The 24,709-nt window shown below is 58.4% G+C and carries 42 protein-coding genes; 17 read left to right on the forward strand and 25 right to left on the reverse strand.

The genetic code is table 11. The annotated features are described in order from the left end of the window. Window positions 1-45 precede the first annotated feature (45 nt). From dapD to PSEBG33_RS20390, 11 genes are all read right to left on the reverse strand, one after another. The gene (dapD, locus tag PSEBG33_RS20435; protein WP_005785563.1) at window positions 46-1,080 is read right to left on the reverse strand and encodes a 2,3,4,5-tetrahydropyridine-2,6-dicarboxylate N-succinyltransferase; all 1,035 of its coding nucleotides are present in this window, start codon (window positions 1,078-1,080) and stop codon (window positions 46-48) included. A gap of 31 nt (window positions 1,081-1,111) precedes the next feature. Beyond that, complete coding sequence (locus tag PSEBG33_RS20430; protein WP_005785565.1) at window positions 1,112-1,474, reverse strand: ArsC family reductase; 363 nt, start codon at window positions 1,472-1,474, stop codon at window positions 1,112-1,114. Between the two features lie 50 nt (window positions 1,475-1,524). Next, a complete protein-coding gene (locus PSEBG33_RS20425; protein ID WP_005785572.1) occupies window positions 1,525-2,628 on the reverse strand; it encodes a phage integrase Arm DNA-binding domain-containing protein in 1,104 nt (367 codons plus the stop codon). Next, on the reverse strand, window positions 2,609-2,851 hold the full coding sequence (locus PSEBG33_RS20420; RefSeq protein WP_005785574.1) for an excisionase: 243 nt from the start codon (window positions 2,849-2,851) through the stop codon (window positions 2,609-2,611). Before PSEBG33_RS20420 ends, PSEBG33_RS20425 begins: the two co-directional genes overlap by 20 nt. Next, window positions 2,848-3,072, reverse strand: coding sequence for a hypothetical protein (locus PSEBG33_RS20415; protein WP_005785576.1), 225 nt, complete (start codon window positions 3,070-3,072; stop codon window positions 2,848-2,850). The genes PSEBG33_RS20420 and PSEBG33_RS20415 overlap by 4 nt, the downstream gene beginning before the upstream one ends. A gap of 41 nt (window positions 3,073-3,113) precedes the next feature. Further along, window positions 3,114-3,545: a hypothetical protein gene (locus tag PSEBG33_RS20410; protein ID WP_005785578.1), complete on the reverse strand. Its 432-nt coding sequence runs from the start codon at window positions 3,543-3,545 to the stop codon at window positions 3,114-3,116. Window positions 3,546-3,594: 49 nt separating this feature from the next. Then, on the reverse strand, window positions 3,595-3,837 hold the full coding sequence (locus PSEBG33_RS26960) for a hypothetical protein (RefSeq protein ID WP_032803305.1): 243 nt from the start codon (window positions 3,835-3,837) through the stop codon (window positions 3,595-3,597). A 312-nt stretch (window positions 3,838-4,149) separates the two neighbouring features. Beyond that, complete coding sequence (locus tag PSEBG33_RS20405) at window positions 4,150-4,440, reverse strand: hypothetical protein (RefSeq protein ID WP_005785581.1); 291 nt, start codon at window positions 4,438-4,440, stop codon at window positions 4,150-4,152. 45 nt (window positions 4,441-4,485) lie between these two features. Next, window positions 4,486-4,860 (reverse strand): hypothetical protein, encoded by a 375-nt coding sequence (locus PSEBG33_RS20400; RefSeq protein WP_005785582.1) that lies wholly within the window; start codon window positions 4,858-4,860, stop codon window positions 4,486-4,488. Further along, on the reverse strand, window positions 4,857-5,168 hold the full coding sequence (locus tag PSEBG33_RS20395; RefSeq protein WP_005785583.1) for a DUF4406 domain-containing protein: 312 nt from the start codon (window positions 5,166-5,168) through the stop codon (window positions 4,857-4,859). The genes PSEBG33_RS20400 and PSEBG33_RS20395 overlap by 4 nt, the downstream gene beginning before the upstream one ends. Next, the gene (locus PSEBG33_RS20390) at window positions 5,165-5,761 is read right to left on the reverse strand and encodes a hypothetical protein (protein WP_005785584.1); all 597 of its coding nucleotides are present in this window, start codon (window positions 5,759-5,761) and stop codon (window positions 5,165-5,167) included. Before PSEBG33_RS20390 ends, PSEBG33_RS20395 begins: the two co-directional genes overlap by 4 nt. 70 nt (window positions 5,762-5,831) lie before the next feature. On the opposite strand from PSEBG33_RS20390, the gene PSEBG33_RS20385 reads away from it, so the two are divergent. Then, window positions 5,832-6,062, forward strand: a complete 231-nt coding sequence (locus tag PSEBG33_RS20385; protein WP_032803306.1) for a hypothetical protein — start codon at window positions 5,832-5,834, stop codon at window positions 6,060-6,062. On the opposite strand, the gene PSEBG33_RS20380 is transcribed toward PSEBG33_RS20385, so the two are convergent. Beyond that, the gene (locus PSEBG33_RS20380; protein WP_005785586.1) at window positions 6,059-8,203 is read right to left on the reverse strand and encodes a DNA cytosine methyltransferase; all 2,145 of its coding nucleotides are present in this window, start codon (window positions 8,201-8,203) and stop codon (window positions 6,059-6,061) included. The genes PSEBG33_RS20385 and PSEBG33_RS20380 overlap by 4 nt on opposite strands. A 53-nt stretch (window positions 8,204-8,256) precedes the next feature. Then, the gene (locus PSEBG33_RS20375) at window positions 8,257-8,625 is read right to left on the reverse strand and encodes a hypothetical protein (RefSeq protein ID WP_005785588.1); all 369 of its coding nucleotides are present in this window, start codon (window positions 8,623-8,625) and stop codon (window positions 8,257-8,259) included. A 95-nt stretch (window positions 8,626-8,720) separates the two neighbouring features. Between PSEBG33_RS20375 and PSEBG33_RS26965 the strand changes: the two genes are divergently transcribed. Continuing rightward, window positions 8,721-8,906, forward strand: coding sequence for a hypothetical protein (locus PSEBG33_RS26965; RefSeq protein ID WP_032803307.1), 186 nt, complete (start codon window positions 8,721-8,723; stop codon window positions 8,904-8,906). A gap of 228 nt (window positions 8,907-9,134) precedes the next feature. On the opposite strand, the gene PSEBG33_RS20370 is transcribed toward PSEBG33_RS26965, so the two are convergent. The 12 genes from PSEBG33_RS20370 to PSEBG33_RS28175 form a co-directional block, all read right to left on the reverse strand. Continuing rightward, window positions 9,135-9,494, reverse strand: a complete 360-nt coding sequence (locus PSEBG33_RS20370) for a hypothetical protein (protein WP_005785592.1) — start codon at window positions 9,492-9,494, stop codon at window positions 9,135-9,137. Between the two features lie 69 nt (window positions 9,495-9,563). After that, window positions 9,564-10,157, reverse strand: coding sequence for a hypothetical protein (locus PSEBG33_RS20365; protein WP_005785593.1), 594 nt, complete (start codon window positions 10,155-10,157; stop codon window positions 9,564-9,566). Then, window positions 10,154-10,771 (reverse strand): lambda exonuclease family protein, encoded by a 618-nt coding sequence (locus PSEBG33_RS20360; protein WP_005785594.1) that lies wholly within the window; start codon window positions 10,769-10,771, stop codon window positions 10,154-10,156. The genes PSEBG33_RS20365 and PSEBG33_RS20360 overlap by 4 nt, the downstream gene beginning before the upstream one ends. Then, window positions 10,755-11,537 carry an ERF family protein gene (locus PSEBG33_RS20355; RefSeq protein WP_005785595.1) on the reverse strand — a complete coding sequence of 261 codons (783 nt, stop codon included), beginning with the start codon at window positions 11,535-11,537 and terminating at the stop codon, window positions 10,755-10,757. The genes PSEBG33_RS20360 and PSEBG33_RS20355 overlap by 17 nt, the downstream gene beginning before the upstream one ends. 10 nt (window positions 11,538-11,547) lie before the next feature. After that, a complete protein-coding gene (locus PSEBG33_RS20350) occupies window positions 11,548-12,705 on the reverse strand; it encodes a hypothetical protein (RefSeq protein WP_005785596.1) in 1,158 nt (385 codons plus the stop codon). A 155-nt stretch (window positions 12,706-12,860) separates the two neighbouring features. After that, window positions 12,861-13,181, reverse strand: coding sequence for a hypothetical protein (locus PSEBG33_RS20345; protein ID WP_005785597.1), 321 nt, complete (start codon window positions 13,179-13,181; stop codon window positions 12,861-12,863). 76 nt (window positions 13,182-13,257) lie between these two features. Beyond that, window positions 13,258-13,494 carry a hypothetical protein gene (locus tag PSEBG33_RS20340; protein WP_032803308.1) on the reverse strand — a complete coding sequence of 79 codons (237 nt, stop codon included), beginning with the start codon at window positions 13,492-13,494 and terminating at the stop codon, window positions 13,258-13,260. Then, window positions 13,491-13,766: a hypothetical protein gene (locus PSEBG33_RS20335; protein WP_032803309.1), complete on the reverse strand. Its 276-nt coding sequence runs from the start codon at window positions 13,764-13,766 to the stop codon at window positions 13,491-13,493. Before PSEBG33_RS20335 ends, PSEBG33_RS20340 begins: the two co-directional genes overlap by 4 nt. A 414-nt stretch (window positions 13,767-14,180) precedes the next feature. Then, window positions 14,181-14,480 carry a hypothetical protein gene (locus PSEBG33_RS20330; protein WP_198287278.1) on the reverse strand — a complete coding sequence of 100 codons (300 nt, stop codon included), beginning with the start codon at window positions 14,478-14,480 and terminating at the stop codon, window positions 14,181-14,183. A 339-nt stretch (window positions 14,481-14,819) separates the two neighbouring features. Continuing rightward, window positions 14,820-15,644, reverse strand: a complete 825-nt coding sequence (locus PSEBG33_RS20325) for a hypothetical protein (RefSeq protein ID WP_005785603.1) — start codon at window positions 15,642-15,644, stop codon at window positions 14,820-14,822. A gap of 38 nt (window positions 15,645-15,682) precedes the next feature. Further along, window positions 15,683-16,561 (reverse strand): HipA family kinase, encoded by an 879-nt coding sequence (locus tag PSEBG33_RS20320; RefSeq protein WP_157264121.1) that lies wholly within the window; start codon window positions 16,559-16,561, stop codon window positions 15,683-15,685. Then, window positions 16,509-16,943, reverse strand: a complete 435-nt coding sequence (locus PSEBG33_RS28175; protein ID WP_050989029.1) for a hypothetical protein — start codon at window positions 16,941-16,943, stop codon at window positions 16,509-16,511. The genes PSEBG33_RS20320 and PSEBG33_RS28175 overlap by 53 nt, the downstream gene beginning before the upstream one ends. 103 nt (window positions 16,944-17,046) lie before the next feature. On the opposite strand from PSEBG33_RS28175, the gene PSEBG33_RS26975 reads away from it, so the two are divergent. From PSEBG33_RS26975 to PSEBG33_RS20270, 15 genes are all read left to right on the forward strand, one after another. Beyond that, on the forward strand, window positions 17,047-17,277 hold the full coding sequence (locus PSEBG33_RS26975; protein ID WP_032803311.1) for a hypothetical protein: 231 nt from the start codon (window positions 17,047-17,049) through the stop codon (window positions 17,275-17,277). A 31-nt stretch (window positions 17,278-17,308) separates the two neighbouring features. Further along, window positions 17,309-17,518, forward strand: a complete 210-nt coding sequence (locus PSEBG33_RS26980) for a hypothetical protein (RefSeq protein WP_032803313.1) — start codon at window positions 17,309-17,311, stop codon at window positions 17,516-17,518. 18 nt (window positions 17,519-17,536) lie between these two features. After that, window positions 17,537-17,749: a hypothetical protein gene (locus PSEBG33_RS20315; RefSeq protein WP_005785610.1), complete on the forward strand. Its 213-nt coding sequence runs from the start codon at window positions 17,537-17,539 to the stop codon at window positions 17,747-17,749. Window positions 17,750-17,817: 68 nt separating this feature from the next. Continuing rightward, window positions 17,818-18,573: a phage antirepressor KilAC domain-containing protein gene (locus tag PSEBG33_RS20310; protein WP_005785612.1), complete on the forward strand. Its 756-nt coding sequence runs from the start codon at window positions 17,818-17,820 to the stop codon at window positions 18,571-18,573. Next, window positions 18,573-19,361, forward strand: a complete 789-nt coding sequence (locus PSEBG33_RS20305) for a YdaU family protein (protein ID WP_005785614.1) — start codon at window positions 18,573-18,575, stop codon at window positions 19,359-19,361. The genes PSEBG33_RS20310 and PSEBG33_RS20305 overlap by 1 nt, the downstream gene beginning before the upstream one ends. Then, window positions 19,351-20,157: an ATP-binding protein gene (locus PSEBG33_RS20300; protein ID WP_005785616.1), complete on the forward strand. Its 807-nt coding sequence runs from the start codon at window positions 19,351-19,353 to the stop codon at window positions 20,155-20,157. The genes PSEBG33_RS20305 and PSEBG33_RS20300 overlap by 11 nt, the downstream gene beginning before the upstream one ends. Continuing rightward, window positions 20,157-20,441 (forward strand): hypothetical protein, encoded by a 285-nt coding sequence (locus tag PSEBG33_RS20295; RefSeq protein WP_005785617.1) that lies wholly within the window; start codon window positions 20,157-20,159, stop codon window positions 20,439-20,441. The genes PSEBG33_RS20300 and PSEBG33_RS20295 overlap by 1 nt, the downstream gene beginning before the upstream one ends. A gap of 181 nt (window positions 20,442-20,622) precedes the next feature. Further along, on the forward strand, window positions 20,623-20,793 hold the full coding sequence (locus PSEBG33_RS29255) for a hypothetical protein (RefSeq protein WP_157264123.1): 171 nt from the start codon (window positions 20,623-20,625) through the stop codon (window positions 20,791-20,793). Next, window positions 20,790-21,365 carry a hypothetical protein gene (locus PSEBG33_RS29675; protein WP_005785621.1) on the forward strand — a complete coding sequence of 192 codons (576 nt, stop codon included), beginning with the start codon at window positions 20,790-20,792 and terminating at the stop codon, window positions 21,363-21,365. Before PSEBG33_RS29255 ends, PSEBG33_RS29675 begins: the two co-directional genes overlap by 4 nt. 79 nt (window positions 21,366-21,444) lie before the next feature. Further along, the gene (locus tag PSEBG33_RS20285; protein WP_005785623.1) at window positions 21,445-21,861 is read left to right on the forward strand and encodes a recombination protein NinB; all 417 of its coding nucleotides are present in this window, start codon (window positions 21,445-21,447) and stop codon (window positions 21,859-21,861) included. After that, window positions 21,861-22,016: a hypothetical protein gene (locus PSEBG33_RS29265; RefSeq protein WP_157264125.1), complete on the forward strand. Its 156-nt coding sequence runs from the start codon at window positions 21,861-21,863 to the stop codon at window positions 22,014-22,016. Before PSEBG33_RS20285 ends, PSEBG33_RS29265 begins: the two co-directional genes overlap by 1 nt. Then, on the forward strand, window positions 22,013-22,624 hold the full coding sequence (locus PSEBG33_RS20280) for a recombination protein NinG (RefSeq protein WP_005785625.1): 612 nt from the start codon (window positions 22,013-22,015) through the stop codon (window positions 22,622-22,624). The genes PSEBG33_RS29265 and PSEBG33_RS20280 overlap by 4 nt, the downstream gene beginning before the upstream one ends. Continuing rightward, window positions 22,609-23,241 carry an AP2 domain protein gene (locus tag PSEBG33_RS28180; protein WP_005785627.1) on the forward strand — a complete coding sequence of 211 codons (633 nt, stop codon included), beginning with the start codon at window positions 22,609-22,611 and terminating at the stop codon, window positions 23,239-23,241. Before PSEBG33_RS20280 ends, PSEBG33_RS28180 begins: the two co-directional genes overlap by 16 nt. Window positions 23,242-23,313: 72 nt before the next feature. Continuing rightward, a complete protein-coding gene (locus PSEBG33_RS20275) occupies window positions 23,314-23,994 on the forward strand; it encodes a hypothetical protein (RefSeq protein ID WP_005785629.1) in 681 nt (226 codons plus the stop codon). Window positions 23,995-24,223: 229 nt separating this feature from the next. Continuing rightward, on the forward strand, window positions 24,224-24,601 hold the full coding sequence (locus PSEBG33_RS20270) for a hypothetical protein (RefSeq protein ID WP_005785632.1): 378 nt from the start codon (window positions 24,224-24,226) through the stop codon (window positions 24,599-24,601). Window positions 24,602-24,709 lie beyond the last annotated feature (108 nt).

A 24,709-nucleotide genomic window follows, 5' to 3' on the forward strand; every position in this document is an offset into this window, starting at 1 on the left:
AACCGCACCCGAAGGTGCGGCCCGCTAGTGTCATCGAGTGGCTGCTTAGTTGTGAGCGTGCAGCGCTTCGTTCAGTTCGATGGCCGATTTGTGGGTTTTGCACTCCACGGCACCGGTCTCGGAATTGCGACGGAACAGCAGATCCGGTTGACCGGCCAACTCGCGCGCCTTGACCACCTTGACCAACTGGTTCTGCTCGTCAAGCACCGCAACCTTGGTGCCGGCGGTGATGTACAGGCCCGACTCCACGGTGTTGCGGTCGCCCAACGGGATACCGGTGCCGGCGTTGGCGCCGATCAGGCAGTCTTCGCCTACCTTGATCACGATATTGCCGCCGCCCGACAGGGTGCCCATGGTAGAGCAGCCGCCGCCCAGGTCCGAACCCTTGCCGACGAACACGCCTGCCGATACACGGCCTTCGATCATGCCCGGGCCTTCGGTGCCGGCGTTGAAGTTGACGAAGCCTTCGTGCATCACGGTAGTGCCTTCGCCCACGTAGGCGCCCAGGCGGATACGCGCAGCGTCAGCGATGCGTACGCCGGCCGGTACCACGTAGTCGGTCATTTTCGGGAACTTGTCCACCGAGAACACTTCCAGCAGCTCGCCACGCAGACGCGCTTCGAGCTGGCGCTCGGCGAGTTCGGCGATGTCGATGGCGCCCTGGCTGGTCCAGGCCACGTTCGGCAACTGCGGGAACACGCCTGCCAGGTTCAGGCCGTGAGGCTTGACCAGGCGATGGGACAGCAAGTGCAGCTTGAGGTAGGCCTCTGGCGTGGAGGTCAGCGCGGCGTCTTCGGCCAGGAGTGTGGCAACCAGTGGGGTGTGGCTTTCAGCCAGGCGATTCAGCAGCGCGGCTTGGGTGGCGTCGACGTTCTTGAGTGCATCTGCCAGTTGCAGCGCCTGGCTGATGGTGAACGTGATCGCCTGGTTGCCCTCGGTGTAACCCAGGATCGGCGCAATGGCGGCAACGATCTCGGCTGACGGGTTGAGCAACGGTTGTGCGTAAAACACTTCCAGCCAAGCACCTTGGCGGTTCTGAGTGCCGACGCCGAAGCCCAGGCTGAACAGGGAATTGGACATGCTGTTACCTCTACAAAAATGGAAGGCTGGCCTACTTGAGGGCCGCCGAATAACTATCTGGCTTGAAGCCAATCAGGGTTCTGTCACCGAGATCAAGCACCGGGCGCTTGATCATCGAGGGTTGTGCGAGCATCAGTTCAATGGCTTTCGACTGATCGAGATCGGCTTTGCGTTCGTCTTCGAGTTTGCGAAAGGTGGTGCCCGCACGGTTCAAAACCACCTGCCAACCGTGCTCGTTGCACCATTGGGTCAAGTGTTCGCGGTCGATACCGGCCGTTTTGTAGTCATGGAACTCGTAGCTCAGCGCGTGCTCATCGAGCCAGGTGCGCGCCTTTTTCATGGTGTCGCAGGCTTTGATGCCGTAAAGCTGTAAGTGCTTGATTCCATTGGGCATAAAATCCTCCCCAAAACTTCCCCAATATCGCCCAAAAATTCAGCCGTCGATTATGCCACGTCGATCCACTCAGCGCCTCGGCTGTCGCGGTACAGATCGGTCATTGTGGCCGAACGGTGACCGAGTAGTTTCTGGGCGTCACGGCCTTCGAGTTCGTGAAGTCGTGCGGCGAGGGATCGCTGTTCGTGAAAGGACGGTGGCTGGCGGCCGAAAGTTATGCCCAGCTTCACGCCGGCTTTGTCGCGCGCTTCAGCGAAGGCAGAGCTCAGCGTGTCCAGAACCAACGGCTGGCCCGCCTTTGCCCGGCCCGAAGCTTGTGCATGGTGCACCAGGTGTTGTGACAGAACGCGGTCGCGGCATTGCTTTATTACGGTAGACAGATCCAGTCCTACTGACTCGAGGCGAAGCGCGGTGCTGATCCGCAGCCTGGCCCCGGTCTTGGACTGAACGACATGCAGGAAGCCGTCGTGCACGTCCTTGAAAAGCATTGATGCAATATCGTCACGCCGCTGGCCGGTGAGCACCGCCAGCTCCATTGCCCTGCGAAGCCACGGTTTCGTGGCTTCCTCGTAGATCGCCTTCCACAGTTCCAGCGTCAGCCGTTCGCGCTTGATGTTCACCCGCGCCGCCTTGGTCACCTCGACCGGGTTGGCGTCTGCCCACCCCCGCGCCTGCGCCTCGGCGAACACGTCTCGCAACAGCGAACGCATTGCCCTGGCCATCTGCGCCTTTCCCTCTTTGGCCATGCCCGTCAGGTAATCGGCCACATCCATCGTTGTGATGTCCTTAATCCCCTTCGAGCCGAAGACTGCCGTCAGGCGGTTTAGCCGCATACCCACGTTTTTATTGCTGCTTGCCGACAGCTTCCGCTCGGCGAACAGCTCGCGGTATTCGTCCAGCCATTCCGAGAACAATTTGCCAGGCGCTGGCGCCGGAGTGCTGATGCGCTCAGCCAGCGTTGGTTTGATGGCGTCTGCGTGGTTGGCGGCGACGGCCTCTCGTATGGCCGCCTCCTTGTCCTTGCCCAGGCCGAATACGCGACCACTGATTGGGTCGCGGTAGGTGTAATAAGTGACGCCGTTGCGGGCGTCGGTCTTGCGGTAGAGATTGGGTGGGAGGTCCTTTGACCCGGTGTTACGCGGCCTGGGCGCCATGGCGGGCTCTCTCTATTCTGCTGATCAGGCTACCCCCTGTGATTCGGGCGGGCTGCTGCTCAGGGTCCTGATAATGTGCGTCCGATTCTACATAGTAGTTGCGGCCGTGCTTTACGGGTACAGGGTTGATTCGGCCCTCCCGTGCCCATTTGCGCAGGGTGTTGGGACTTGGTGGCGTTTTGAACTCGGCCGCCGCCCATTCATCTAGGGTGACTTTGCTCATGGATTCCTCCCGCCGGCAGTGGGCCGAGCTGTCTTGATGATGTGGATTGCCAGGCCGAAGGTGGTCAGCAGCCAGGTGCATGTGCCGGTGAAGGCGTAGATCAGTGCCTCGGTGGTGCCGGTGTACAGCAGGTCGAGTCCGAGCCAGCCGAACCAGCCGATGGTTCCTACCAGGTACAGCAAAGCGCCCAGCAGTATCAGGGTGAGTTTCATAGCGAACATGGGTTGTCCTTGCCGCGCTGGGCGGCAGAAGGTGGGCTGGGTTATTCGTCTTCGTAGTCAGGATCTTCATCATCGCCATGGCTGACGCTGATGGGCAGTTTGCCAAGGCGATCCATTGCCAGGACGAGCCCGATGCGCAAGCCCTTGGCCATATCTTTTGTCAGGGTGATGTCGACTGGATCATCGGTGCCCAGGGAAAGGGTCGTGCCTTCTTTGGAGTTGTCCGTAAGGATCTGCAGTTGATCGGTCTGCCGTTTATGCCAGGCAAGCAGCGCTTCGATCATTTCGCCGACATCCTGCGGTGCGCCTACTGAGCCCTCCAGCGCGCCTTTGACGAGTTTCTCCAGCTCCAATTTTTCATCTTTGGCGCGCTCGAGCTGGTCGTCGGCGGCGAACGGCCCGCCCACCATCGACCAGCTGCTGGCGAATACCTGGGCTTGTTCCATGATGGCTTTAACAGTTTTCTCAGACATGCGAATACCTCGCCCGCCGCTCACCGGCAGGCATGTAGGGGGATTGGGGTTAGGAGGTTGCTTTCAGGTAGCCGGTAATACGCTCGCGCCAGGTCAGGCGACGCGGCAGGTATTCGGTGTCATCGATCGCAACGACAACGTATGCACACCTGTCGAATGGCGCCTCACGCTGCTCCTTTAGCCAGCACGCTTCTTTGTTGGCATCCACCAGAGTGATCGACTGAAGTTCGTGCACTGTGAAGCCATTGCTGTGGACGTGCCAGCCATGGACGATGGCGATAAACCGGCTCATGGCCTCGGCCCCTTGTAGATGAAGACGTCGGCGAACCAGAGGGTGGCGATCATGGCTTTGCCTCCGCTCGCGATTTGTGCAGCTGCTGGATTCGGTAGTCTTCGGCGGTTCGGGAGCAGCCGCCACCCTGACAACCGTGCTCATGACAATCAGTCTTGTCGCAGATGGCGCGCATGCCGGTACCGCCGCAGTAGGAGCAGCTATCGCCGAAATGAGTCGGGCATGGATACACCTCGCCGGGCGCTCCATGCCGCTGAAGGCGAATCGGCAGCATCCCGGTGCCAGCGTCCGGTACGCTTCGCGGTGTGGCGATCATGGCGTCACCGCCAGCTTCTGCCATTCCTTGTAGTTGTCGGCGTACTCCCAGCAGTAAGTGGCCGGCCAGGCGCCTCGCGTGCCTTCCTTTACGATGTTGTAGTTCCAGCCCCCTTTGGTTGGTGTGGTCTTAATCCAAACGTGCTGCGGTCCGCCCAGGAACCACCCGTGGTACTGGGTAACTGCCTCAGTCATAAATTCGGTGAAGTCGTGGTGGCCTTTGCTCATAACGATGTAGGTGTCACTGCCTACGCTCTCCACGTCGAGCGGATACTTTTGTTCAGGCATACCGGTTCCTTGCCGCTATAGCGGCTGACTTTGAAGGGGGAGGGGTTACTTGCGGAGTATTCGGACTGCGGCGTCGTATTCGAGCGGATCCACGTTTGGGTACTCCTGAACGATTTCCATCAGGCGCTCGCGCTCTGGCGGTATCGATGGTGTTTTGCCTTCTGCTGGCTTGAAGAACTTGGCGATATCCCTTTCAAGATCCGCCCAGCCTCCGCCCTCGATCACTGCGCGGGCGCGTCTGAGCAGGTCGATTGCCTCATCATTCCGCTCATCAGCTGCGGTCAGGCGCTGTTGCAGGGCGTCACGCTCGGCGACAACGCGGTCGTAGGCCCAGTCCTTCGCAACACAGGTATCGTCCTGGTGCCAGCCTTCCTGAACCAACCTGCTTGGGTCGATCCAATATCGCTCGACTTCGCTCATACAGCCTCCCTCGTTACCAGATCATGGGCATTCACAACCGTCATGCCGAGGCGTTCGGCGATCAGGACTTCCAGGCGAGCACCCTTTGAATGCTCCCAGCCGGGCAGGGTGGCCACGGTGTCGCAGTCCATCAGGGCGGCAATGTCGCGGCGCATGCAGTCGTTCCAGGTGCCGCCATCGGGGTTGATCTCGGCGGGGTTGGTGACTGTGTGGCCGCTGGCGCGGAGGCTGGCGGTCATGCTGTGGAAGGTGGGGAAGTTCAGCCCGGGCAAGCCGCTCATAGGACCACTGAGATAGATGCGCTTCATGCTGCCTCCTTCGGCGTGTAGGTCAGCGTGCCGTCGAGGATCGCTTCCTTGATTGTGTTGAACTCCCAGGAGTAGTACTGGGATTCAACGTAGACACGCATGCCTTTGCGATAATCGTGCTTCTTGCGGCGGACGAACGCCTCGGCGGCGTCCTTGGTGAAGTGGGCGCTGATGTACTCCCACGCTTCGTGCCAGCCAGTCACGCTGTGTTCTTTCAGCTCTCCCAGCACGTACCACTGGTCTGACTCGTCAGCCTTCATGAATTGGCAGCTCGACCAATCCTGCATGGCCTTGTTGAGCGCTGCGCGCGCGTCATGATCCTGGTCTTCCCAGAACTCTTCCGGCGAAAACCATTCGCCCTCGTTGCAGTGGTCGAGCAGCACGCGGTTGTCGCTGTAGTCGGTGTCGATGCCATAGACGATGCGTCTTGCCTGAACAATGAAGATCGCGTCGGCGGTGCAGTGATCGTGCACCCCGGCGCCGACACAGTCATAGCGCAGGCGTTTTACGAAATCGGCCCAGGTCTCAGCGTCGAGGGTGCTGGCCGTGGCCAAGCTGCGCGCCGACTCGGCCGGTATGTTTTCTGTAGGCATGGGGAGTCCTTGCCGGGCCATTCCCGGGGTGTGGTGCTACGATGGCCCCTTCCTCTAAATGGGCAGGACCATGACAAAGCACGATATTTACGATGAGATCGAAGGCTTTCAGGTTTGGAACTACATGGAGTGCGACAAGGACGAGGAAGGCCGGGAGACCTGGCGTATCAACGTCGAGGTGAAGCGCGGTGGTGAGGTGGTAGTGCCGGTTGTTGCGGGTGACCGAACCTATGTTGACCGTGGCCTGGCGCAGGTGGCTGGGCGTGAGGTTGGGGCCAGGCTGATTGCTGAACGCGTTTAAGCAGCAACGGCCTGACGCTCAGCGATTCGCCACGGGTCGTTGGCCCGTGCCAGTGCAGCCATCGGCGGCGGGCTGACGCTGTTGCCGCACATGTGCACCTGCTGGGTCTTGGTGAACGGCTTGCCGTCGGCGCCGTGGTTGATGATGTAGTCGGCCGGGAAGCCTTGAGCCTTGTACAGCTCGGACGGCTTCAGCATCCGCAGGCAGATGTCGACGATTACGTAGGGGGTTCCCTTGACCATCACGGTGACCATGGCCAGGCGGTCCTTGGTGGTGATCGTTGGCGCGGGCGAGTCGCAGGCACTGATGTTCTCGGTGCCGTAGTAGCTGATAAGGAACGCGGCGACCCGAAGGGCACCGGCTTCGTGTTCTGGCGACAAAGTGAGCGACACCAGCGAGCTCTTGCCACCACCGCCTGCCGTGATGGTCGGCGCCGGATCTTCCAGGCCCTGGCCAACACTGCCGCCGAATGCCCGCTCCATGAATGCGCTGACCAGACCGTGGTGCTGGCCGCCGGCGCTGACGGTGTGCAGCGGGTCGTTCACGTCCCGTGCATCGCAGTTGCCGCGAAGGTGCACCAAGTGGGCAGTGGTCAGTGCGTGGTGTTGGCCGGTGGTCACGGTGGGAACAGGGCAGTCAAGGTCCGTTGGCGCGTGGCCGGTGGTGTTCGTCACCAGAGTGGCCGTCACCAACTGCTGCTGGCTGCCGGTGTTGGTCACCGTGGTCATGGGCTCATCCATGCCTTTGGCGTGGGTGGTGTTGAATCCGCCGTTGGCCTGGATCATCACCGCGGTGCTGACGGACTGGCCGCCGCCGCTGGCAGTAACGGTGCCGATCGGACCGTAGATGTCGTTCACCCCGTGGGAGCGACGCTTGTTTGCGCCAGAGCCCTCGCCGTGCCCAGCCTGGACGATGCAAGCTGAAGCCAGCGCGCGGTGGTTCTGGGTCATCAGCGTGCCCACCGGCTGGTCCATGCCCACCGGCTTGCCTGAGTACTCAGGGCCACCGGCCCCAACCATCAACGGGCTGATCAGCGTCAGCTCGCCGCGATTGGCGCAGGTCACCGTCGGCAGCGGATCGAGTGGGTCATTGATTCTGTCGCTGCCCTGGTGCGTTGCCGGGGCGATGATCGGACTGACCATCGAGAAGGCGCCGCCCTTCGGGTAGGAGGTGACGGTGCGCAGCGGCTCGTCGGCAGACTGCACTGCCTCGCCGGACCAATTGGCAATCGGCACAATGAACGGCGAGGCGCTATCGATGACGAACTTCTTCATGCCCTTGGCAACGCGGCGCAGGGTGGCCGGGGCCAGGTCTTTCTTGCGGCCGAAGATGCTTTTGCCTAGGTCGGTGAAGTCGATGCAGTCGGCGGCTGTTTTCCACTTCTGCTGGCCTTTGATGGGGTTCTTGGCGTGGGTCGCCTCCGGCCACACGATTGGCTGACCGTCGCACCGGGCGATCATAAACAGGCGCTCCCTGCTGGTCGGCGCGCCGAAGTCGCACGCCTTGATCACCTTCCACTCAACTACATAGCCCATGCCTTCCAGCAAGGCGACGAAGCGGCGCCAGGTGCGGCCACGCTGCTTTGGGTCTGGGATCAGGAACTGCTGACCAACCGGCACCACCTCGCCAGGTGCCGCGATATTGCCGTCAAGCTTCACCACTCGTCCGGTGACCTTGTCGCGCTTGGCGATCAAGCGGCCCCACTGCAGGATCTGCTTCACGTTCTCCAGGCTGATCACCCTGGGCCGCTTCATGCCTGCCCATTTGAGCCCGATCCATGAAAGGTTGCGGATCTCGCGCTTGCGCGGCTGTCCGCCTGCCGCTTGGCTGTGGTGCGTGCAGTCCGGTGACATGTGGAACCAGCCGACGGCCTTGCCCCCGCACTCGGTGTCCGGATCACCCTCGAACACGTCGGTGGTGAAGTGCTTGGCGCCTGGGTGATTCACGGTGTGCATGCTGATCGCTTGCGGGCTGTGGTTCTTCGCGACGTTTACCGCGCGGCCCAGGCCCATTTCCAGTCCGGTACCGGCGCCGCCACCACCACAGAAGAAGTCGACAACGATCTCATCGTCCTGAGGGTTGAAGCCGAGCCCGTATTGGGTTTTGAAATCGAAGGGGTGTTTCTTCTGTTGTGCGGACATAGGGGATCCTCGCCTGTGGCGTGATTCATGAGGGATTCAGGAGGGAGTGGTGTCTACAGCGAAACTTCGCCTGTATCGATCTTGCGAAGCTCCATCACCTCAATGCGGTTGGTGCCATCGGTGATCACCCAGCAAGGCAGCTCAAGGTTGCGGAAGGTGCCGTGGTAGTTCCGGTAAGCGCCAAGGGCTGCCTTCCGGAAGCAATCCGCGACGACTTTGCCGATAGGCATTGGCTGCCCCCCCCCTAGCAGACAGAGCTCGAACACAACAGCATTTTGAATTCGCTTTGCCGCCGCGCGAATGGTGTTCGGTGCCAGATGGAATTCCTTGGCAACCTCAACGACGTGCTTATAAACCAGGGCGTCGTGGATTCGCTGATCGCGCTCGCCGTTGCGCAGGCCAGCGTAGATGACTGCTTGCATGGGTTATCTCCAAGCGTGCGCCTGCCTCGCCGGCTGGCGTGATTCGTGAATAGGGTTGATGATCTGCACTCAGCAAAAACCTGACGGTGACTGCGATGAGCACGAAAACCGACGTGGAAGCGATACGCCTGATCGGCGCTGAGGTTGTGCGGCTACTCAGCCTCCCCGAAGAAAGGCTTGAAGCCGAGGTACGCCTGGGGCTCAAGCTGATCGCTGACCTGGCGCGGTGGCGCGACCTGGCCGGCCTATCTGCTGCGGGGCCGGCTGGCGTGATTCGTTGATATGGGGTATTACGGGTGACCGGCATGGAGCCGGATAAAGGAGAAGTCAGATGTTTATGAAAGAATCTTCAAATGAGCATGGAGTCAGGGTCGTTGTTAGCTCTGCCAACCTCGCAGGCGGCTGGGACATAATCGCAGTGTCGGCCAATGGGCGTGAAGTGCCGCCAACTCGCCGTGGAGAGTTTGAGACTGCCGAAGAAGCAGAAAAAGCGGCCTACGAGAGAGGCGCTAAATTCCTGGAGCAAAATCCGCCAGCCCCCCGTTACTAGGCGACAGAATCTCGTCACCCGGGTCCCGCCTTGCCTCATTCAAGCTTTGATTGTGAAATTCACGCGCTACGTTTTCGCTAATCACGATGTCGTGGCGCGGATAACTCAAGAACTCTGCCAACTTGTCGTCGTCCATCAAGTCCATCTTCATGATGGCAATCTGCAAGACCTCGCTGATGATCGGCGTCTTGCCCCTGGCGCAGATACGCTCTATGGCCTGCTCGATGCCCGGCCTGACCTTGTGCCGCAATTCCTTCTCGGCGACCGCCAGCCGTTTCTGCGCTGCTTTGGCTGATCGTTCCTGAACAGTCTTGGCCATGGCCTACCTCTTCTATTCCGCTGGCCGGCAGTGCGAGCCAGGTTTGACGTTTGCGTTGCTGGGTGCGGGCTATGCGGCGCATGAACGGGAGCCCAGGCGAGCTTTGGGATAGTCGATCTCGTACTCTTTCAGAATCCGATCCAGCGTTTTGCATGATATTGCGAGCTTTCCGCACACTTGGCGCCGCGTGATGCCCTGCGCCTTGAACTCCTTGATTCGCTCAACGAATGTTGCATCGCGCTCGGCGAGAAACTTTTTTCGGTCCGGACCGTTATAGCCACCGTGCGTGGACCGCTTGTACTCAAAGCCGAAATCCTTAGCCAGAGCCTTCAGCGTTTTGCTCGTCATGCCCAGGGCAAACGATACTTCGGTCTGTGTATGGGTAGGTGCCAAAGCCTTTGCCTGTTCGGCTTGCTTGGCGCGCCTGTCATTCCTGGCGTCCAGTGGTGCAAAGGGAAGCGGCTCTGCTTCAACCCGGCGCCGAAGAAACGGCTTAGGCGTCGGCGGCATCTTGTTGCTGTACGTGATGGGCTTCGGGATATAGCCGCTGGCGGGGCCTTCTTCGATCTTGCCGCCGGCCGCCAGAAACTGCTCGGTCAGGGAGTTCAGCTCCTTCGATGCCGGCCGAAGTCGTTCTACTTCGTTCTGTAGGATGCTGATCATGCTGCGATCCCCAATACTTGGTTCATGCGGTCTTCGAGGATCTCGTAGAAGGTTTTCACCCGCTCCGAGAGTTTGCGGATCAGCGCTTCGTCCCGGTAGGCGCGCTTTATGAACAGCGGCATGCCTGGCCAGTAGCAAACAAAGTCGATCCACTCGCGTTCCGAGACCCACAGGCCGCCCTGGCACTGGGCGACGTGTTCCTTGGGGATCTCGCCGGAGAGGATCACCTCAACCTGGAACTTCGGGAGTTTGGTTTTGATTTCGGTCAGGCCCTTGGCGCCCACCAGCGAGTCAGGCGAATAGCCGGCGCCGTGGTTAAGGATGATTGCCACCTGGTTGGTTTCGACCTCCTCGCGCTGCTCGTACAGCTTGCGGGCCACACCCTCCAGCTCGTGTCCGCGCTCGGTGTGGCGGTTACCCATGAATGGGTCTGCAGCTTCACCGGTGATGCGTTCGCCGATCAGCGTGTTCATGTAGGTGAAGGCGCCAACGCCGAAACCGGCCTCGCCTTTGCCGTTGGTAAGCAGACATTCCAGCTCGGAGCAAGTGACGATGCCCAGGCGCAGGGCAAGCCATTCCGGCGAACCCTGCTCAACCTCAGTGATTATCTGCATCAGTGTTCTCCTGAGCCGCTGCGTTTTGTGCGGCTGACTTGGTGAGCATTCCCAGCACCTGATCGAATACCGCTTTCTCAACGGAGGCCGGTGCGCCATGGATCTTCTTAAATGCTTCCTTGGCCTTGTCACTGCACTTTTCCAGTAAGGTCGCCAACTGCGTGGCCTGGGCAGAGGTAACGCGCGGCGTGATCTGGGCGGCTGGGCCGTTTCCGTCATCATCTTCGCCAGTGGTCGTGATGTTCAGCAGCAGTCCTGCGGTATAGCGCTTTCCGTAGCTGACGCTGGAAGCCACGGCCTGTACGCCGTTTTTGCTGCCAGTCGCATCCACGGGCAGGACAATTGAGGTAACCTCACGGTGCCCAGCGCGGTGACTGAGAACACCCTCAACCTCAATGCCTCGATCGTTACGAGGCGTTCGGAAGGTAATGGCGAACCCGTGCTTCGCCATTACAGGTTTTATCATTTCGTTTACGTCCTCCCAGAGCGCGTAGGTGCTCTGGATGCGTCCGTTTTTATCCTTAATCCCGCCTCGCTCGCCGATGACGGGCATCTCCTCCTGCATCTGTGCCAATGCTTCGTCGTACAGCTGCTTTGCACTGTGCGCCTGCATGCGCTCGTGCATTTCCATCAGGCGTTCAAGCTTGTTGATGTCACAGGAAGGATCGGAAGCCGCACGACTGATGACAGCCATGATGCTGGTGTCCATTGCGGCCGGAGCGGCTACCTGTCGGCGCGACTCCGGCATGATGATGTCAGTGGACATGCTTGATACCTCAGAATTGAATGGATACGTTCGGCACTTCGCCGCGGGCAATCTTTAGGACGATGGCCTTGGCCAGCTCTTCGCTGATGTTCATGCCGATCAGGGCCTGCTTAGCCTCGCCCAGGATCTTCGACTTGTGTGCTACGTCAGCCTGGCGCTCCTGCTGCTGGCGCAGGATTTCATCTGCCGCTGCGTTCGCCCGGGCAACCTCATCCAGTCGCGCCTGCTCCACGGCTTCCTCTTGGCGGCGAATGGCCGCAAGGCGCTCTTGCTCGGCGCGCTGTTCGGCGGCAACACGGCTTGCTTCTGCCTGTGCCGCTGCTGTGCGCGCTTGTTCGGCCTGCAGTTCCAGTTGCAGGCGTTGGCGTTCGGCGGCTGCCTCGGCGTCCAGTGCGGCTTGTGCTGCGGCACGCTGAGTGGCTGCGGCCTGATCCAGCAGTTCTTGTTCTCGTCGGGCTGCAGCATCACGTTCAGCCTGTGCCCGCTGCTCTGCTTCGATACGAGCCTGCTCAGCAGCAACACGGGCAATCTCTGCATCGCGCTCTTGCTGTTCGCGCACCGCCTTCTCTGCGTTGAACTGTGCAATCGCTGCAAGCTCGGCTTCGTGGTTCTGGCGAACGGTCAGCGCGGCGCGCAGCTTTGCCAGGGTTGATTCTTTGGCGCGGGCGGCTTCGGTCTCGAACTCTTCCCAGTGGTCACCCATCTGGACAGCTTCGACTGAGGTGATTGATTCCAGTAGGACGGATGCGCTGATGTCCGTCAGATCTACACAGAAGTCATGGATGGCCTGCACTGCATCGACGTGCTTATCTTTGCGGGTCTGCTCGGCGGCTTCCCAGTCGCTCAACGGCTTTCGCGTCTCATCACGCAGGGCATCCATGGCGTCGACAAACTCGCGCAGCTCGGCCTCGACTACCTTCGGCATTTCCTTTAGGCGGCGCAGGTATTCGCGGCCCGGCTTCTCGACGGCAACCTTGGACTTGCTAACCTTGGCGGCCAGGGAGGCGATACGGTCGCGGCCTTTGGCGGTGGTCAGGTCAGGCACTTGCGAGCTGACTTCTTCCTTCACGGCTTGCAGGAAAGGCTTCAGGCCGTCTTTCACGTAGATCACTGGGGCATTGGCTTCGCTGATGTCGTCAATGGTGACGGCAACTTGATTTGCAGACATGGGGGATTCATTCCGCCATGCAGGCGGCTTTATGAATTGGAGTTATTTAGTGATCGTCCCGGCGTATGCGCTTAGCAGCATCCAGGTCGTAAAGAATGCGAGTGCTATGGCAGACCCGCGCCAGAAGCAGTAGCGCTTGGCTCTTTGGTAACTGGTCATGGCTTTACACCTAAGTGCTTGAGCAGGTTGAACACGCCACGACCTGGGCGACCACCGCCGCGAGGAATGTACTTGCCAGTGCCGGGCCAGAAGTCGGCCACCTTGCCGTCATGGCTGACGATCAGGTGTGCGCCCATGTTCTTGGCTTCGAACTGAATGCCGCGTTCCGCCAAGATGACAGCGCTCTTTTCGCGGTTGTCAGCCCGGCGAGCTTCGCTTTCGCCTTTCCAGCCCAGCGCCTCAGTGCGTTCGATATCCCTCACATCGCCACCTTGCAAGTCCAGCGGCCCGCACACTTGCAAGGCTGCTCGATCCATTTCACGTCTACCAGAAACAAGAAACCCTGACGAATCAGGGCTTCCACGACTTCTTCGAATGATCCGGCTTCGATGCTCATAGCCCAGCCCTCGCTCGGATATCGTTAAGGAACGCTTCGGCCTGGGTCTGATAAAGCCGGTTGTAGCGTTCCTTGTAGTGAGAGAACGCACCGTCATCTATGGCGCCCAGGGCGTAAGCCATTTCCATGGCCATGCTGGTTTCGGCGAACAACTGAGCCGAGGTGTCACCGTTGCGGATGCAGTCGAAGCGGGCGTCGATCATGCCCACGGCTATAACGTTTGCTCTGCTCATGCTGCTAGGCTCCCATAGCGGCGCTTGCGGGCGTCAATCTCATACCACAGCGCCTTTTCAATCATCGGGACAAACTCGTCACTCTCGGCGAGTACCGAAAGCTCCATCTGGAACACGTCCATGGGAATGCCGTCGGCGTCGTACATGGTCCCGGACAACACGTTGAACGCCACTTCCCGGCTGCCATTCCGGTACTCGGTTGGCAGAGCTTCCTCAAGCCACGTCACCTCCACCTGGAGGACGTACCCTTCAACTATTACTTCGTAAGTCATGGTCGCCTCCAATTGGCGGTGTTTGGCTTCCAAATACCTCCAGGGGGGCTAGAGGCATTTGTGAAACCAGATGGCTACCTGAATCAGCAGGGAGCCATCTGTACCCGGTCACTCTGCTGGAGTCGGGCCGGGGTGGTTCGTTAAGGTTCCGGTTACGCGTCCGGTGCCATGGCTGCCTTGCGCCTAAGCGCTGCCCGACATGGCCGACTTGATGCAGGTGGCCTCATTGCGAGGAGTGTTGCTTCGTCCGCATCGGGCTGACACTCCGTGATCACGGCTACGCTTCCGAGTGGTTACGGCAGGCTCCGTGCAAAGTGTCAGTCCGATGCGGTCTCACTCTATGGCCGTCGCGGCTACTCAGTGAGAGGCACTCGGGCAGTTAACGACAGGCTGTCGTGGCGCTGGTTGTCTGATTCATGCGGCACTACGTTCAGCTTCGCGCTTAAGGATTGCTTCGTGCCGTTCGGTCATAAGCTTCAGCACCTGTTCACGAGTGAACTTGTCGCCGATCGCCGAAAACGTCTCCAGCGCAACGCCGGCAATCGTTCCTTCAACATCTGAGATCATGTTGGGCATCCAGATTTTTACTTTTGCGTAGTCGCTGCGTTTGCTTCTGGCCATCGTGTTGCCCTCCGGGTTGATTTTCCGGATGACCCTGTCGCCAAGGTCATCGAGGAAATCTGTTGTCTCCACCACGCGCATCGCCCGATTCATATCTCTGGCCGGCGTCACACATTTCGTGGACGGTGTTCTTCGCCGACCGGCTTGCGTGGTTTCGCGTACTCACATCTGGTGAGCACGGCCAGTTCCAGAGCTGGCTTGGAGATCGAATTTATTGCTCGCGCTGTGCCCATTGCTGGGGATCGATCTGCGAGGTTCCCGTGCTGTTAAAGAGCGGCGGGCTTTGAGGCCCTGGCGAGTTCCTGTTGGGTGACTCGATGGATTGAACATTACCTGTGGGTAACTATTCAAGTCAATACCTATGGGTAATCTTTTTGGCAATAAAAAACCCGCGCAAGGCGGGCTTTGACTTCAGCTAGAGCGAAGCAATATTTATGCGTCGGCGAGAATCAGCTTCGCAAAAGGCATGGCTGCCTCAGACTCCCCGATTGATCCATCCGCAAGTATGTAATCAACGCCCACTTTCCCGGCCGCAAATTCCAGCTCGGTAGTGTATGCACTGAAGGTGTCTTCCTGCTGATCAGTCAGCTTTCGATCAGGCGTCCAAAGCCCAAGGACCAGCTTGTCAGTTGAATGCCCTATGCCGATATCTCTCAAGGCCAGGAGTTGATTTATTTTTCTGTGCGCGGCATCGCGCTGCTGGGAGTTCGACGTTACGGTCATATCAAGAGATGTCAGATTGATCGCCAGGTGCGTACCAACATAAGAGATCGGAATTCGAGCTTTTCCACCATATAGTGCCATTCTCGGGTTGAATCTGACCTTCATGCCTTCGCGAGACGCTAGAACGATTTGCCGGATTGTTTCCTGAAACTTTGCTAGGGAGCGATCAGTACCCTCGCTGCCATTAGCATCATTTCCTTTCGCACTGAAAAGGGAGCTGTGCATGAGAGCGGACTTGAGAATCGCCTCTAGAGAAACGTTCTTGGTGGGCGTGATCTTGCCCTTGTGCACGCCGTTCATGTCCGGCTGCCAAGACCTAAGGTCGCCGCCAGTCAGGAGAAAAGCCTGTAATTCGGAATTGACGCTGCCTGCCAAATTCATTAAGTGCTTCCCATACCTGCCGAAAACCTTTTCGAGAGGCTCAGCCGAGAGCGTGCATATAACGCGCGGCGCAGATCCGTCATCAGGCACGATCGCAACGCCAGAGGTAATCCGCTCGCCTGAGAAGCTAATTGGCTCCAGCAACACAGCCATCCAGCGAGCGCTTACAAGCTTCCGCTTACTGCTGTCGCTTAGGAAGGCCTCTGCGGCATCAAAGACAGATGCCCCAACTGGAGACGATTGCATAATAGGGGTACCGTGTGTTGGATTCGTCCGCGCAAGAAATCAATAATTTCCTGCCTGTCCGTGGCTGGATCAATTTTGGCAAAGTGTCCATCTTTGTCCAGATCATCCAGACAAAGCGCTGCACATTTGTTTACCACCGAATGTGCTTTTTCCAAAATTCTGTTTCTGACTGACTCGTCCCATCCTGAGACGCTATTGTCGACCAAAAGATTCCTGACTTCTACAGATGGATCGTCCAGCCCCCACAATTCCCACCAACTCCCCGTCAGCGCACGACCATGATCTATCAGCCAGAATTCCTGACGGCCAGGGGAGTAGATGATATTCCCTAAATTTCGGTCGTCGTTCGCAATCAGCTCGTCAAGAGCAATAGTCCCATCAAGATCGAATTGCTTTTCGACGGCCTTACTAAATGCTTGCGAAGGATTTCGCATAGCGCGTTCCAGGCTGTAGCTTCTGTTGCTTGCCTGCTGACTCGCAAAGCAGACCATCGTGCCTCTATTCGAAAAGCTGGATTGATACTCTTCTGTAAGATCAGAGGTGTCCAGCAGCACAATGAAGGGTCTTGGTATTCTCATACCAAGCGCCCTACCGACCTGGGAGGTTGTCAGCTCGGCAATTATCTTTCGAGGGTCAAGACTTAGTTTGACATAGCCGGTGATCGTGTTGCCGTCGGCGTCAAGCATCTCTGCTTTGTAGGTTTCGCCGTCATTACCTTCGCCGATCCGCCCAAGTATCGTAGTTACCTCGGCACGACCTATAGGCTCAAGGCTATTCTTTGCTGAGCTGTTCAAATCTGGCTGCAATCCCTTCAAGTAATACAAGGTCCGCCTCTTTAAGGCGTCCGGCTAGCGCAGCCTTTTCAATTCGCTTTAAAGCGTCAAGGCTACGAGGCGTCACTTTGCCTTTGAGGTTTCTCAAGGCATCCATTTTTGAGCTGTCGATCGCTTGTGATGTGCCGTTGCTGTCTTTCAGCCCGGATGGACTGTCCATCGCATAGCGAGGCAAATCCAAAACATCCTCGATGTGCCTGGCGAATTCCTCGCCAATTTTTTTCCGGTTTTCTGGGGCAATAGTCAAAGACAAGCAGCGAGCTATATAGCTAGGGCTTTTACCAAGCTCGTCCGCTATTCGTGCCTTTGTTCCGCCAAACCTTTCATTCATCAACGACTGAAGGTTGGCTCTCCGAATCTCTGAAATATCCATTTGCGGATCATCACCATCTGTTACCAAAAGGTAAATTCCCCATGGGTATTGCTTTGATGATTACCTGTGGGTAATAATCCTCATATCCAGAAGGAGGTTCCCCATGCGGACCAAAAATCAAAGCCTGCTCGCCTGGCTAAAAACGGCGACAGACGAACAGGTCGAAGGCACCGGTACGACTCGGGCTTACCTCCGGCTTATTGCCTATGGGCACAAAACAGCATCAGCAGAAATTGCTGCGCGCACTGAATCGGCCACATCCGGTTTGGTCACGAGGCGAGATCTGCGCCCGGAAGACTGGCGACAGATTTGGCCAGAACTTTCTGCCGCTTAAACAAATTCATCAGCCACCAAGGAGCCCATCAATGGCCTATGACGATCCATCCCACAAACGCAGTGAAGTAATCAAATCCCGGTTCAAGCCCGAAGACGTCCGCTATTTGCGGATGGAGGCAAAGCGCGCAGGCATGCAGCTCGCTACGTATGTGCATGAGCTTTCGATGGTTGCGCGCCGCCTCGGCGCAGCGGAACTGATCCGGGAAATGAACCTTGGTTCCAATGATAAGACGGCCTAAAGGCCCTATGGAGGGCCAATGCCTGAAAGAACCTTCGACATGCTGGAGAAGGGGGCTCAGGACGAGGTTCGGCAGTTAAGTGCCGAGCTTGGATGGAGTCTCGAATACGCGACGCATGAATACCTGGAAGCAGGTCGATCGCTCGCGTTCCAGACCCAGCTGGAGCAGATGAAGCGCAAAGCGCCTCTGCTTTCACTGGTGGAACACAAAAAGGGCCTCGATAGGGGCTGACCAAATTTTAGGCAATAAAAAGCCGGGGTAGTGACCCGGCCTTTTGAACAACTTGATAGGCGGATTATATGCAAATCGAATCACAAAGCAATACCGCTGGAATTAATGCGCCACGTTTTCTGCAATCGAAAAACGTGGCGCGGACAATGTCTAGCATTGAACTCCGGGAAATGATCAACGACGCTCGGGTTCTCGCTGGCGAGCCAAAAGTTCGTAATGACCACTTCCTGTCTCGTGTTGAGGATGAGCTGGGTGATGAGCTTGAGGGGGTGCAAAAATATTTCACCCCCCACCACGGCAACCAAGTCGCCACTTATGACCTGACTCTTGATCAATGCATGCTGGTCGGTATGCGCGAGTCGAAGGCTGTACGTCGATCAGTCCTGAAGAAGCTGAAAGGGTTTGAAGGCGCACGCGTCATCGCGACGCTTCCGGACTTCTCTAATCCGGCCGCCGCCGCCCGTGCCTGGGCTGAGCAGTTTGAGTTGCAGCATCAGGCCAATCAGGCCCTGGCCATTGCTGCGCCCAAAGCAGAGTTCGTAGACAAGTACGTCGAGTCCACGGGACTGAAGGGCTTCCGCCAGACAGCCAAGCTGCTGGGGGCCAATGAGGCCCGCTTTCGCGAGTTCCTGCTCGACAAGAAGATCATGTACCGCATGGGCGGGGAGTGGCAGGCCTACAGCGGGCACATCCACGCCGGCCGCTTCGACGTGAAGACCGGCACCAGCGACAGCGGCCACGCATTTAACCAAACCAAATTCACTCCCAAGGGTGTCACCTGGGTGGCCGGCCTGTGGGCTCAGTACAAACTGGAGGCCCAATGATGGCTGCGCTCCCTTACATGCAGTTCTACGTCGCCGACTACCTGGCCGACACCACTCACCTGACTGCTGAGGAGCATGGAGCCTACATGCTGCTGTTGTTCAGCTACTGGCAGACGGGCAAGCCTCTTCGCATTGATCGCCTCGCTACAGTCGCGCGGATTCCCAACGACCGTTGGGCTTCCGTTGCCGAGACGTTGAGCGAGTTCTTCCACGTCACCGAAACGCACTGGGTGCAGTTCCGTGTCGAAGCTGATTTGGAGGCGGTCAACAGCAAAGTGGTTACCGCTTCGAACGCTGGGAAGGCATCGGCGCGTGCAAAGGCCCTCAAAAAGCAACAAGAACTCAACGAACGTTCAACGGGCGTTGACGATCCGTTGCAACGAAACGTCAACCATATAGATACAGATACAGATACATATACAGATAAGAACACTAAAAGCTCTTCGCCTGCGGCTGATGACCTGTTCCCAAAGTTCTGGAAGCTCTACCCGAACAAAAAGGGCAAGGCAGCCGCCGAAAAGGCCTGGAAGAAACTTAAGGTCACTGACGACCTGTTCAACCTGATCGCCCAGGGCTTAGCCAAACAATGCGCCTCTCAAGCCTGGACCAAGGATGGTGGGCAATTCATCCCGCACCCGTCCACCTGGCTTAACGGCAAGCGCTGGGAAGACGAGGTGAAGCCCGCCAGCAACGTTCACCCGTTCCCACAATCGCGCCACACCGGTTTCGCTGAACGCGACTACACAATCGGCCTGATCCAGCGTGAGGACGGCTCCTATGCGCTCTGAGAAGGTTGTGGCGCTTCCTGAAGGCGCGCCACCGATCCGCACCCAGCCGGCGGAATGCGAAAAGCACGGCAACTTCGACCAGAAGGTCACCGTTCTGCTGGGCCGTGAGCTGAAGGGCGGCTGCCCTGAATGCATGCGTGCCATCGCAGAAGAGCGTGAAGCCAGCGAGAAGGCGAACAAGGCCTACGAGCTGCGGATTGCCCTGGCTCGCAAGTTGGGCGATGCGTTGATCCCGAAACGCTTCCTCACTCGCACGCTGGATAACTACCAAGTCGAGCATGACCAACAGCGCAAGGCGTTGAAGTTCTGCCGCCACTACGTCGCCACGTTCGACCAGATCCGCGAAGTAGGGCGCTGCATGGTGCTGATCGGCAAGCCTGGTACCGGCAAGACCCACCTCGGCGTGGCCATCGCCAACGAGCTGCTGCACAAGACCTCCCGGTCTGCGGTGTATCGCACGGTTGGGGCAGTCCTGCAGGCCATCCGTGGCACGTACGACCGACACAGCGAGCGCACCGAGGGAGACATCCTGGCCAGCCTGATCAATCCCGACCTGCTGGTGCTGGACGAGATCGGCGTGAGCAAGGAGCAGCCGAGCGACTTCGAGCTGACCACCCTGTTCGCAATCATCAACGGCCGGTACGAGCGCGAGGCGCCGACGGTGATCATATCCAACCTGGAAGCGAATGACCTGGGCCGAGCCATGGGCGACCGCTGCGTCGACCGGTTGCGGGAGGGCGGGCTGATCGTTGTTCCGTTCGATTGGGAATCACAGCGCGGCAAGGAGGGCTTTTGATGAAAGATCACATCGACAAAGCTGGGATTCGCTGCGTCATCACGATGCTTGTGATGCTCCTGTTCATCACAATCATTTGGGGTCCGCTCAATACGATCTGGATCGGCCCTTGGATTTATGAGGGCGCGCCACTCGGTTCTTTGGCCTGGCGCAAGGCTTGGGTATTGAACGGCTGGATCCTTTTCTCTCCCATCGCAATTGCCTTTGGGTACTGCCTTTTCACGATGACCCGCGCAATTCGAAAAGACGACTCCGAGCGTGAAGCGAAGAGGGTATCGCGATGAGACGTATATGGGCCGTGTTGCAAGGCGCCGCTATCGCGCTGCTCTTCTTCGCTGTGGTCGTCCTTTTTGGGTATTTGATAGCGCCGGCCCCGAGCCTTGCTCAAGTGTGCGCGAAAACAAACGAGCGTGGCTCATCCGCATGGGTGGCCTGTGTCGATCGCAAGGTTCAGGAGCAACGGCCATGACCCCAGCCCAAACCCAAACAGTCCAGCAGCTACGCGACGAAGGCTTCCTGGTCTCCAGCAAGAACAACGAGATCGTCAGGCTCACCCGTGGTGCCGACAAGCGAATCGTAATGGCCGACGGCATACAGAAGCGTGCCCACCACACGCATTACCAGGAGGCGGTATGAGCGACTACAGCGAATTGGAGCGGGTTGCCGAGGCTGCAAACGCAGTGAACGGCGATGTTGCAGTCGATATAGCGATCAGCAGCGAGTGCGGCCCGAATCAGGCCGAGATTGATTCTGTTACGGCATTTTTTGGCGCCGCGACTCCCGCCACCATTCTGGCCCTGATCGCCGAGAACAAAACCCTTAACGCGCAGGTGGAGACTTTCCAGTCAGATGCCAATAGCTGGCAATCAGGATATGACGAAGGGCGACGCATGGGCACAAAGCATATGTACGCCGAGGTTGACCGGCTCAAGGCCGAGCTGGACTGCCCATTCCGATTGGCTCGCCACTCCAAGCGATTGGTGGAGCAACTCCGCGCCGAAGTCGCCGGCCTCAAGACCGGCTACGAAGCCTACGAGCGGGTGAATGCTGAGTTGAAGGCTGAGTGCGAGGCGCTGCGCAAGGATGCGGATCGTTTTCGCCGTATGCGAGCAATGACCCTGGCGCAGATTGAGGACACTCAGGATGAATTCGACGCCGAGTTTGACCGCCAGCTCGACGCCGCCATGGGCAATGGAGAGCAGTCATGACCACCTTCGGCGTATTCGTACTGGGCCTGCTGATCGGTGGTGCCCTGGTGTTCTACCTCGAAAGCCTGGAGAAGCGGCCATGACCAATCTCCAGATCCGCAATGAATCAGACCGCACCAGGGCCATGGGCTACATCGCCGGATTGGACCTGGCCAGGCCCAAGAAGTTGGCCATCACCGACGTGGACCGCAGCGGGGAGCAAAACAAGGCCCTACACGCGGCCCTGTCCGATATCGCCGCCCAGGTAGAGCACGCAGGGAAGAAGTGGGACGTCCTGATCTGGAAACGCCTCCTCACCGCCGCCTGGCTGCGCGAGTCGGGCGATCAACCGCAGATGATCCCGGCGGTCGATGGCAACGGGTTCGACGTCATCTACGAACGCACCAGCAAGCTCAACGTGAAGCAGTGCGGCGAGTTGATTGAGTGGGTTATGGCATTTGGCGCCGAGCATGGCGTGCGCTGGACACAGAAGGACAACTGGGGAGGCAGATACTGATGGATTACGTAGACGTTTACGGGGCCATCCTTGTCCTGTCGATTATCGCCGGCGTGGTGCTGGACCATCGCCGCAAGCGCTCGGTGGAAGAGTTTGAGCTTAAGCGCAGGGACCGAAAGGCCCAAGTTGAACGGGCCGCGAGGAAAGCACTATGACCATCGAACGGAAGCCGGCCAAGCCCAAGAAATGCCGCGTTGCTACCTGCAGGGCCTCATTCGTGCCTTCGCGCATGGGCCAGGCGGTATGCAGTCCAACCTGCGCGATGATCGACGCGCCCAGGCATGAGCCGAAGGCGCGTAAGGCTCTGGCCGAGATCGAGCGCAAGGACATCAAGGTCCGAAAAGAGGCCCTGAAAAGTCGCGGTGATTACGCCAAGGAGGCCCAGGCCGCCATAAACCGCTACGTCCGCCTGCGCGATGTGCGTCTCGGCTGTATCAGTTGCGACAAACCGGCGAGCTGGGGTGGTCAATGGCACTGCTCGCACTTCCGCAGCGTCGGCGCCGCAGCACACCTGCGCTTCAACCTCTGGAACATGAACAAGTCTTGCTCCCAATGCAATGCCCACCTGAGCGGAAACATCATGGTTTACCGACCACGCCTGGTGGAGAAGATCGGAGCGGAAAAGGTGGCGTGGCTGGAGTGCAATCAGGGACTGGTCCGCCATGAAATCCCGTACTTGAAGCGCTTGAAGGCGGTGTTCACAAAGAAAGCAAAGCGTCTTGAAAAGCGATACGAGGATGCCGGTTTATGTGCAGCGATGTGATTCTTTTACGAAAATTCACTGAAGTCCGCCACGGCGGCCGTAGATCTATCGGCGTATTTCAGTGCCGCGACTGCCGCGGCGAGTTTGAAACGCGGACGGATCGGGCAAAGGTCATGACCGGGCTTTGCATCCCTTGCGCTAACAAGCGTGGCGGACAGAAGCGCTCAACCCACGGGCTCAACAACAGAAACAGCCGGCTGCATGTGACTTGGTCAAACATGAAACGGCGATGCCTAAGCCCAAAGGGAGCCGAGGTACAGAAGTACGAGGGTGTCACCCTTTGCGATAAGTGGATGAGCTTTGAGCCATTCATGCAGTGGTCGCTCGCCAATGGCTACACCGATGAGCTGACTCTTGACCGAATCGATTCCTCGAAGGGGTATGAGCCGGGGAACTGCCGGTACGCCGATTACAACGTGCAGGCGGCAAATCGTCGTCTGACCGATAAGAACACCAGCGGCCATGTCGGGGTTTCTTGGGATCGAGGCAAGTGGTCAGCAAAGGTCCAGTGGCAGAGAAAGCAAATACACCTCGGCCGCTTCAAGGAAATCAAGGAAGCAGTTAAAGCGCGCAACGATTACTTGGTAGCTCATGACTTGCCGCACTTGAGGGCCTAGAGACATGGAAGACATCAAGATCATCAAGGCCGAATACCGGGCAAAGACCAGAGAACTGAAGAGGGCTGCAGCATGAACTATCAAAACGTCATTTCAGCAGTCGTCCGTGCTCTGGCAGCGGAAACCATCAACAGCGCTGGCGGCTGCAATGTCGAGCCTCGGGTTCAGACCAGCAAGCTCAAAGGCGAGATCACCGGCAAGGACGCGGCACTGCTCGCCGACTGCATCGTTCACAAGCTGCTGCACGCCCAGCTCGCCCCGCGCCATTGGAATGCACTGGTTGCCAAGTACAGCACCCACCGCGGGCGCAAAATCGATTCAATCGGCCGCCTGGTCGCGGTTGTGCCTACGCCGGCGCCGCTGCGATTCACCCAGCAGGCCGTGCTGGTCTGGGCGGTACCGCAGCAGTCGAAGGGTGTCCAGCGCGCCGTGGTCGAGGTCAAGGCGCCAAAGCACCGGGAAAACAAGGAGGATGGCCAGTGGGATTGGCGCAACAAGGCGGCGGACGCCGATATAGCCCGCGCCAACAAACACGCCAGGTCTGTCGCCGAGTCGAAGCCGGGTGAGATGATCGTCCTGGCCGAGTCGAACTACGACATGACGAATTGGGATGCCCAGGGGCTGACAGAGCGAACCTACCAGCGCTGGAACAAGGCGATCAAGGAGGGTTTGGAGTCGCTTGTGAACGAGGCTCTGGTAGAGGCGCAGCACATGCTTGAAGCGGTTGGAGTGCTGGAAAGCGAGGCGGCATGAAATAGTCCCTCAAAAGGGCTTGCAATATCATGTCGCCATGTCGCATTATTCACCCATCCTGTCATTCCTGCGTGTGTAGGACTGACTAACAAGAACCCGGCCACTGCGCCGGGTTTTTTATTGCCTAAGTTTCCCCAAGCCCTCAGAGCCTCTGACTTGTCACGCTGATGAGGGACCTATTCAGGGCCTCTGTACATGCAGGGGCTTTTCTCGTTGTGAGGCACAGCAAATGTCCGGCTCTATTCAATCCAAAAACTACGTGCCGGGCGTTTCCGGTTGGAAGCTTGACCAGGCCACCGGCACCTTCGAGATCAACGGCTTGCCGGAAGAGCGATCGAATACGGTCATCAAAGACGGAAAGCTGGTAATCAGTACAAACGGTTCACCCCGAGTCGTTCTGGACAATCTTCCTGATCTGCGTGATGTCCAAGAGCTAAAGCCATTCATCGTAGTGGACGGTGTGACCTACATCCGCCAGGGCTTCGTCGATGATGCCTCGGTCACGAAAGCACTCATCACACAGGAATGTACGGCGCGTATAGCCGCCGATTCCGTTATGAGCGCCAGGATATCGGCGCTCGAAGCCCAAATTTCGCAGCTTCGCTAAAGCTAACTAACGGTCCGCAATCCGCGGGCCTTTCCAGTTTTCGGCTCCACCACACCCATTGCTCCGAGCTGGGAGTGCTGTGTGAGCCGATTCAATTGCAAGGCCGAC

This window comes from Pseudomonas synxantha BG33R (genome assembly GCF_000263715.2).
GTDB lineage: Bacteria > Pseudomonadota > Gammaproteobacteria > Pseudomonadales > Pseudomonadaceae > Aquipseudomonas > Aquipseudomonas synxantha_A.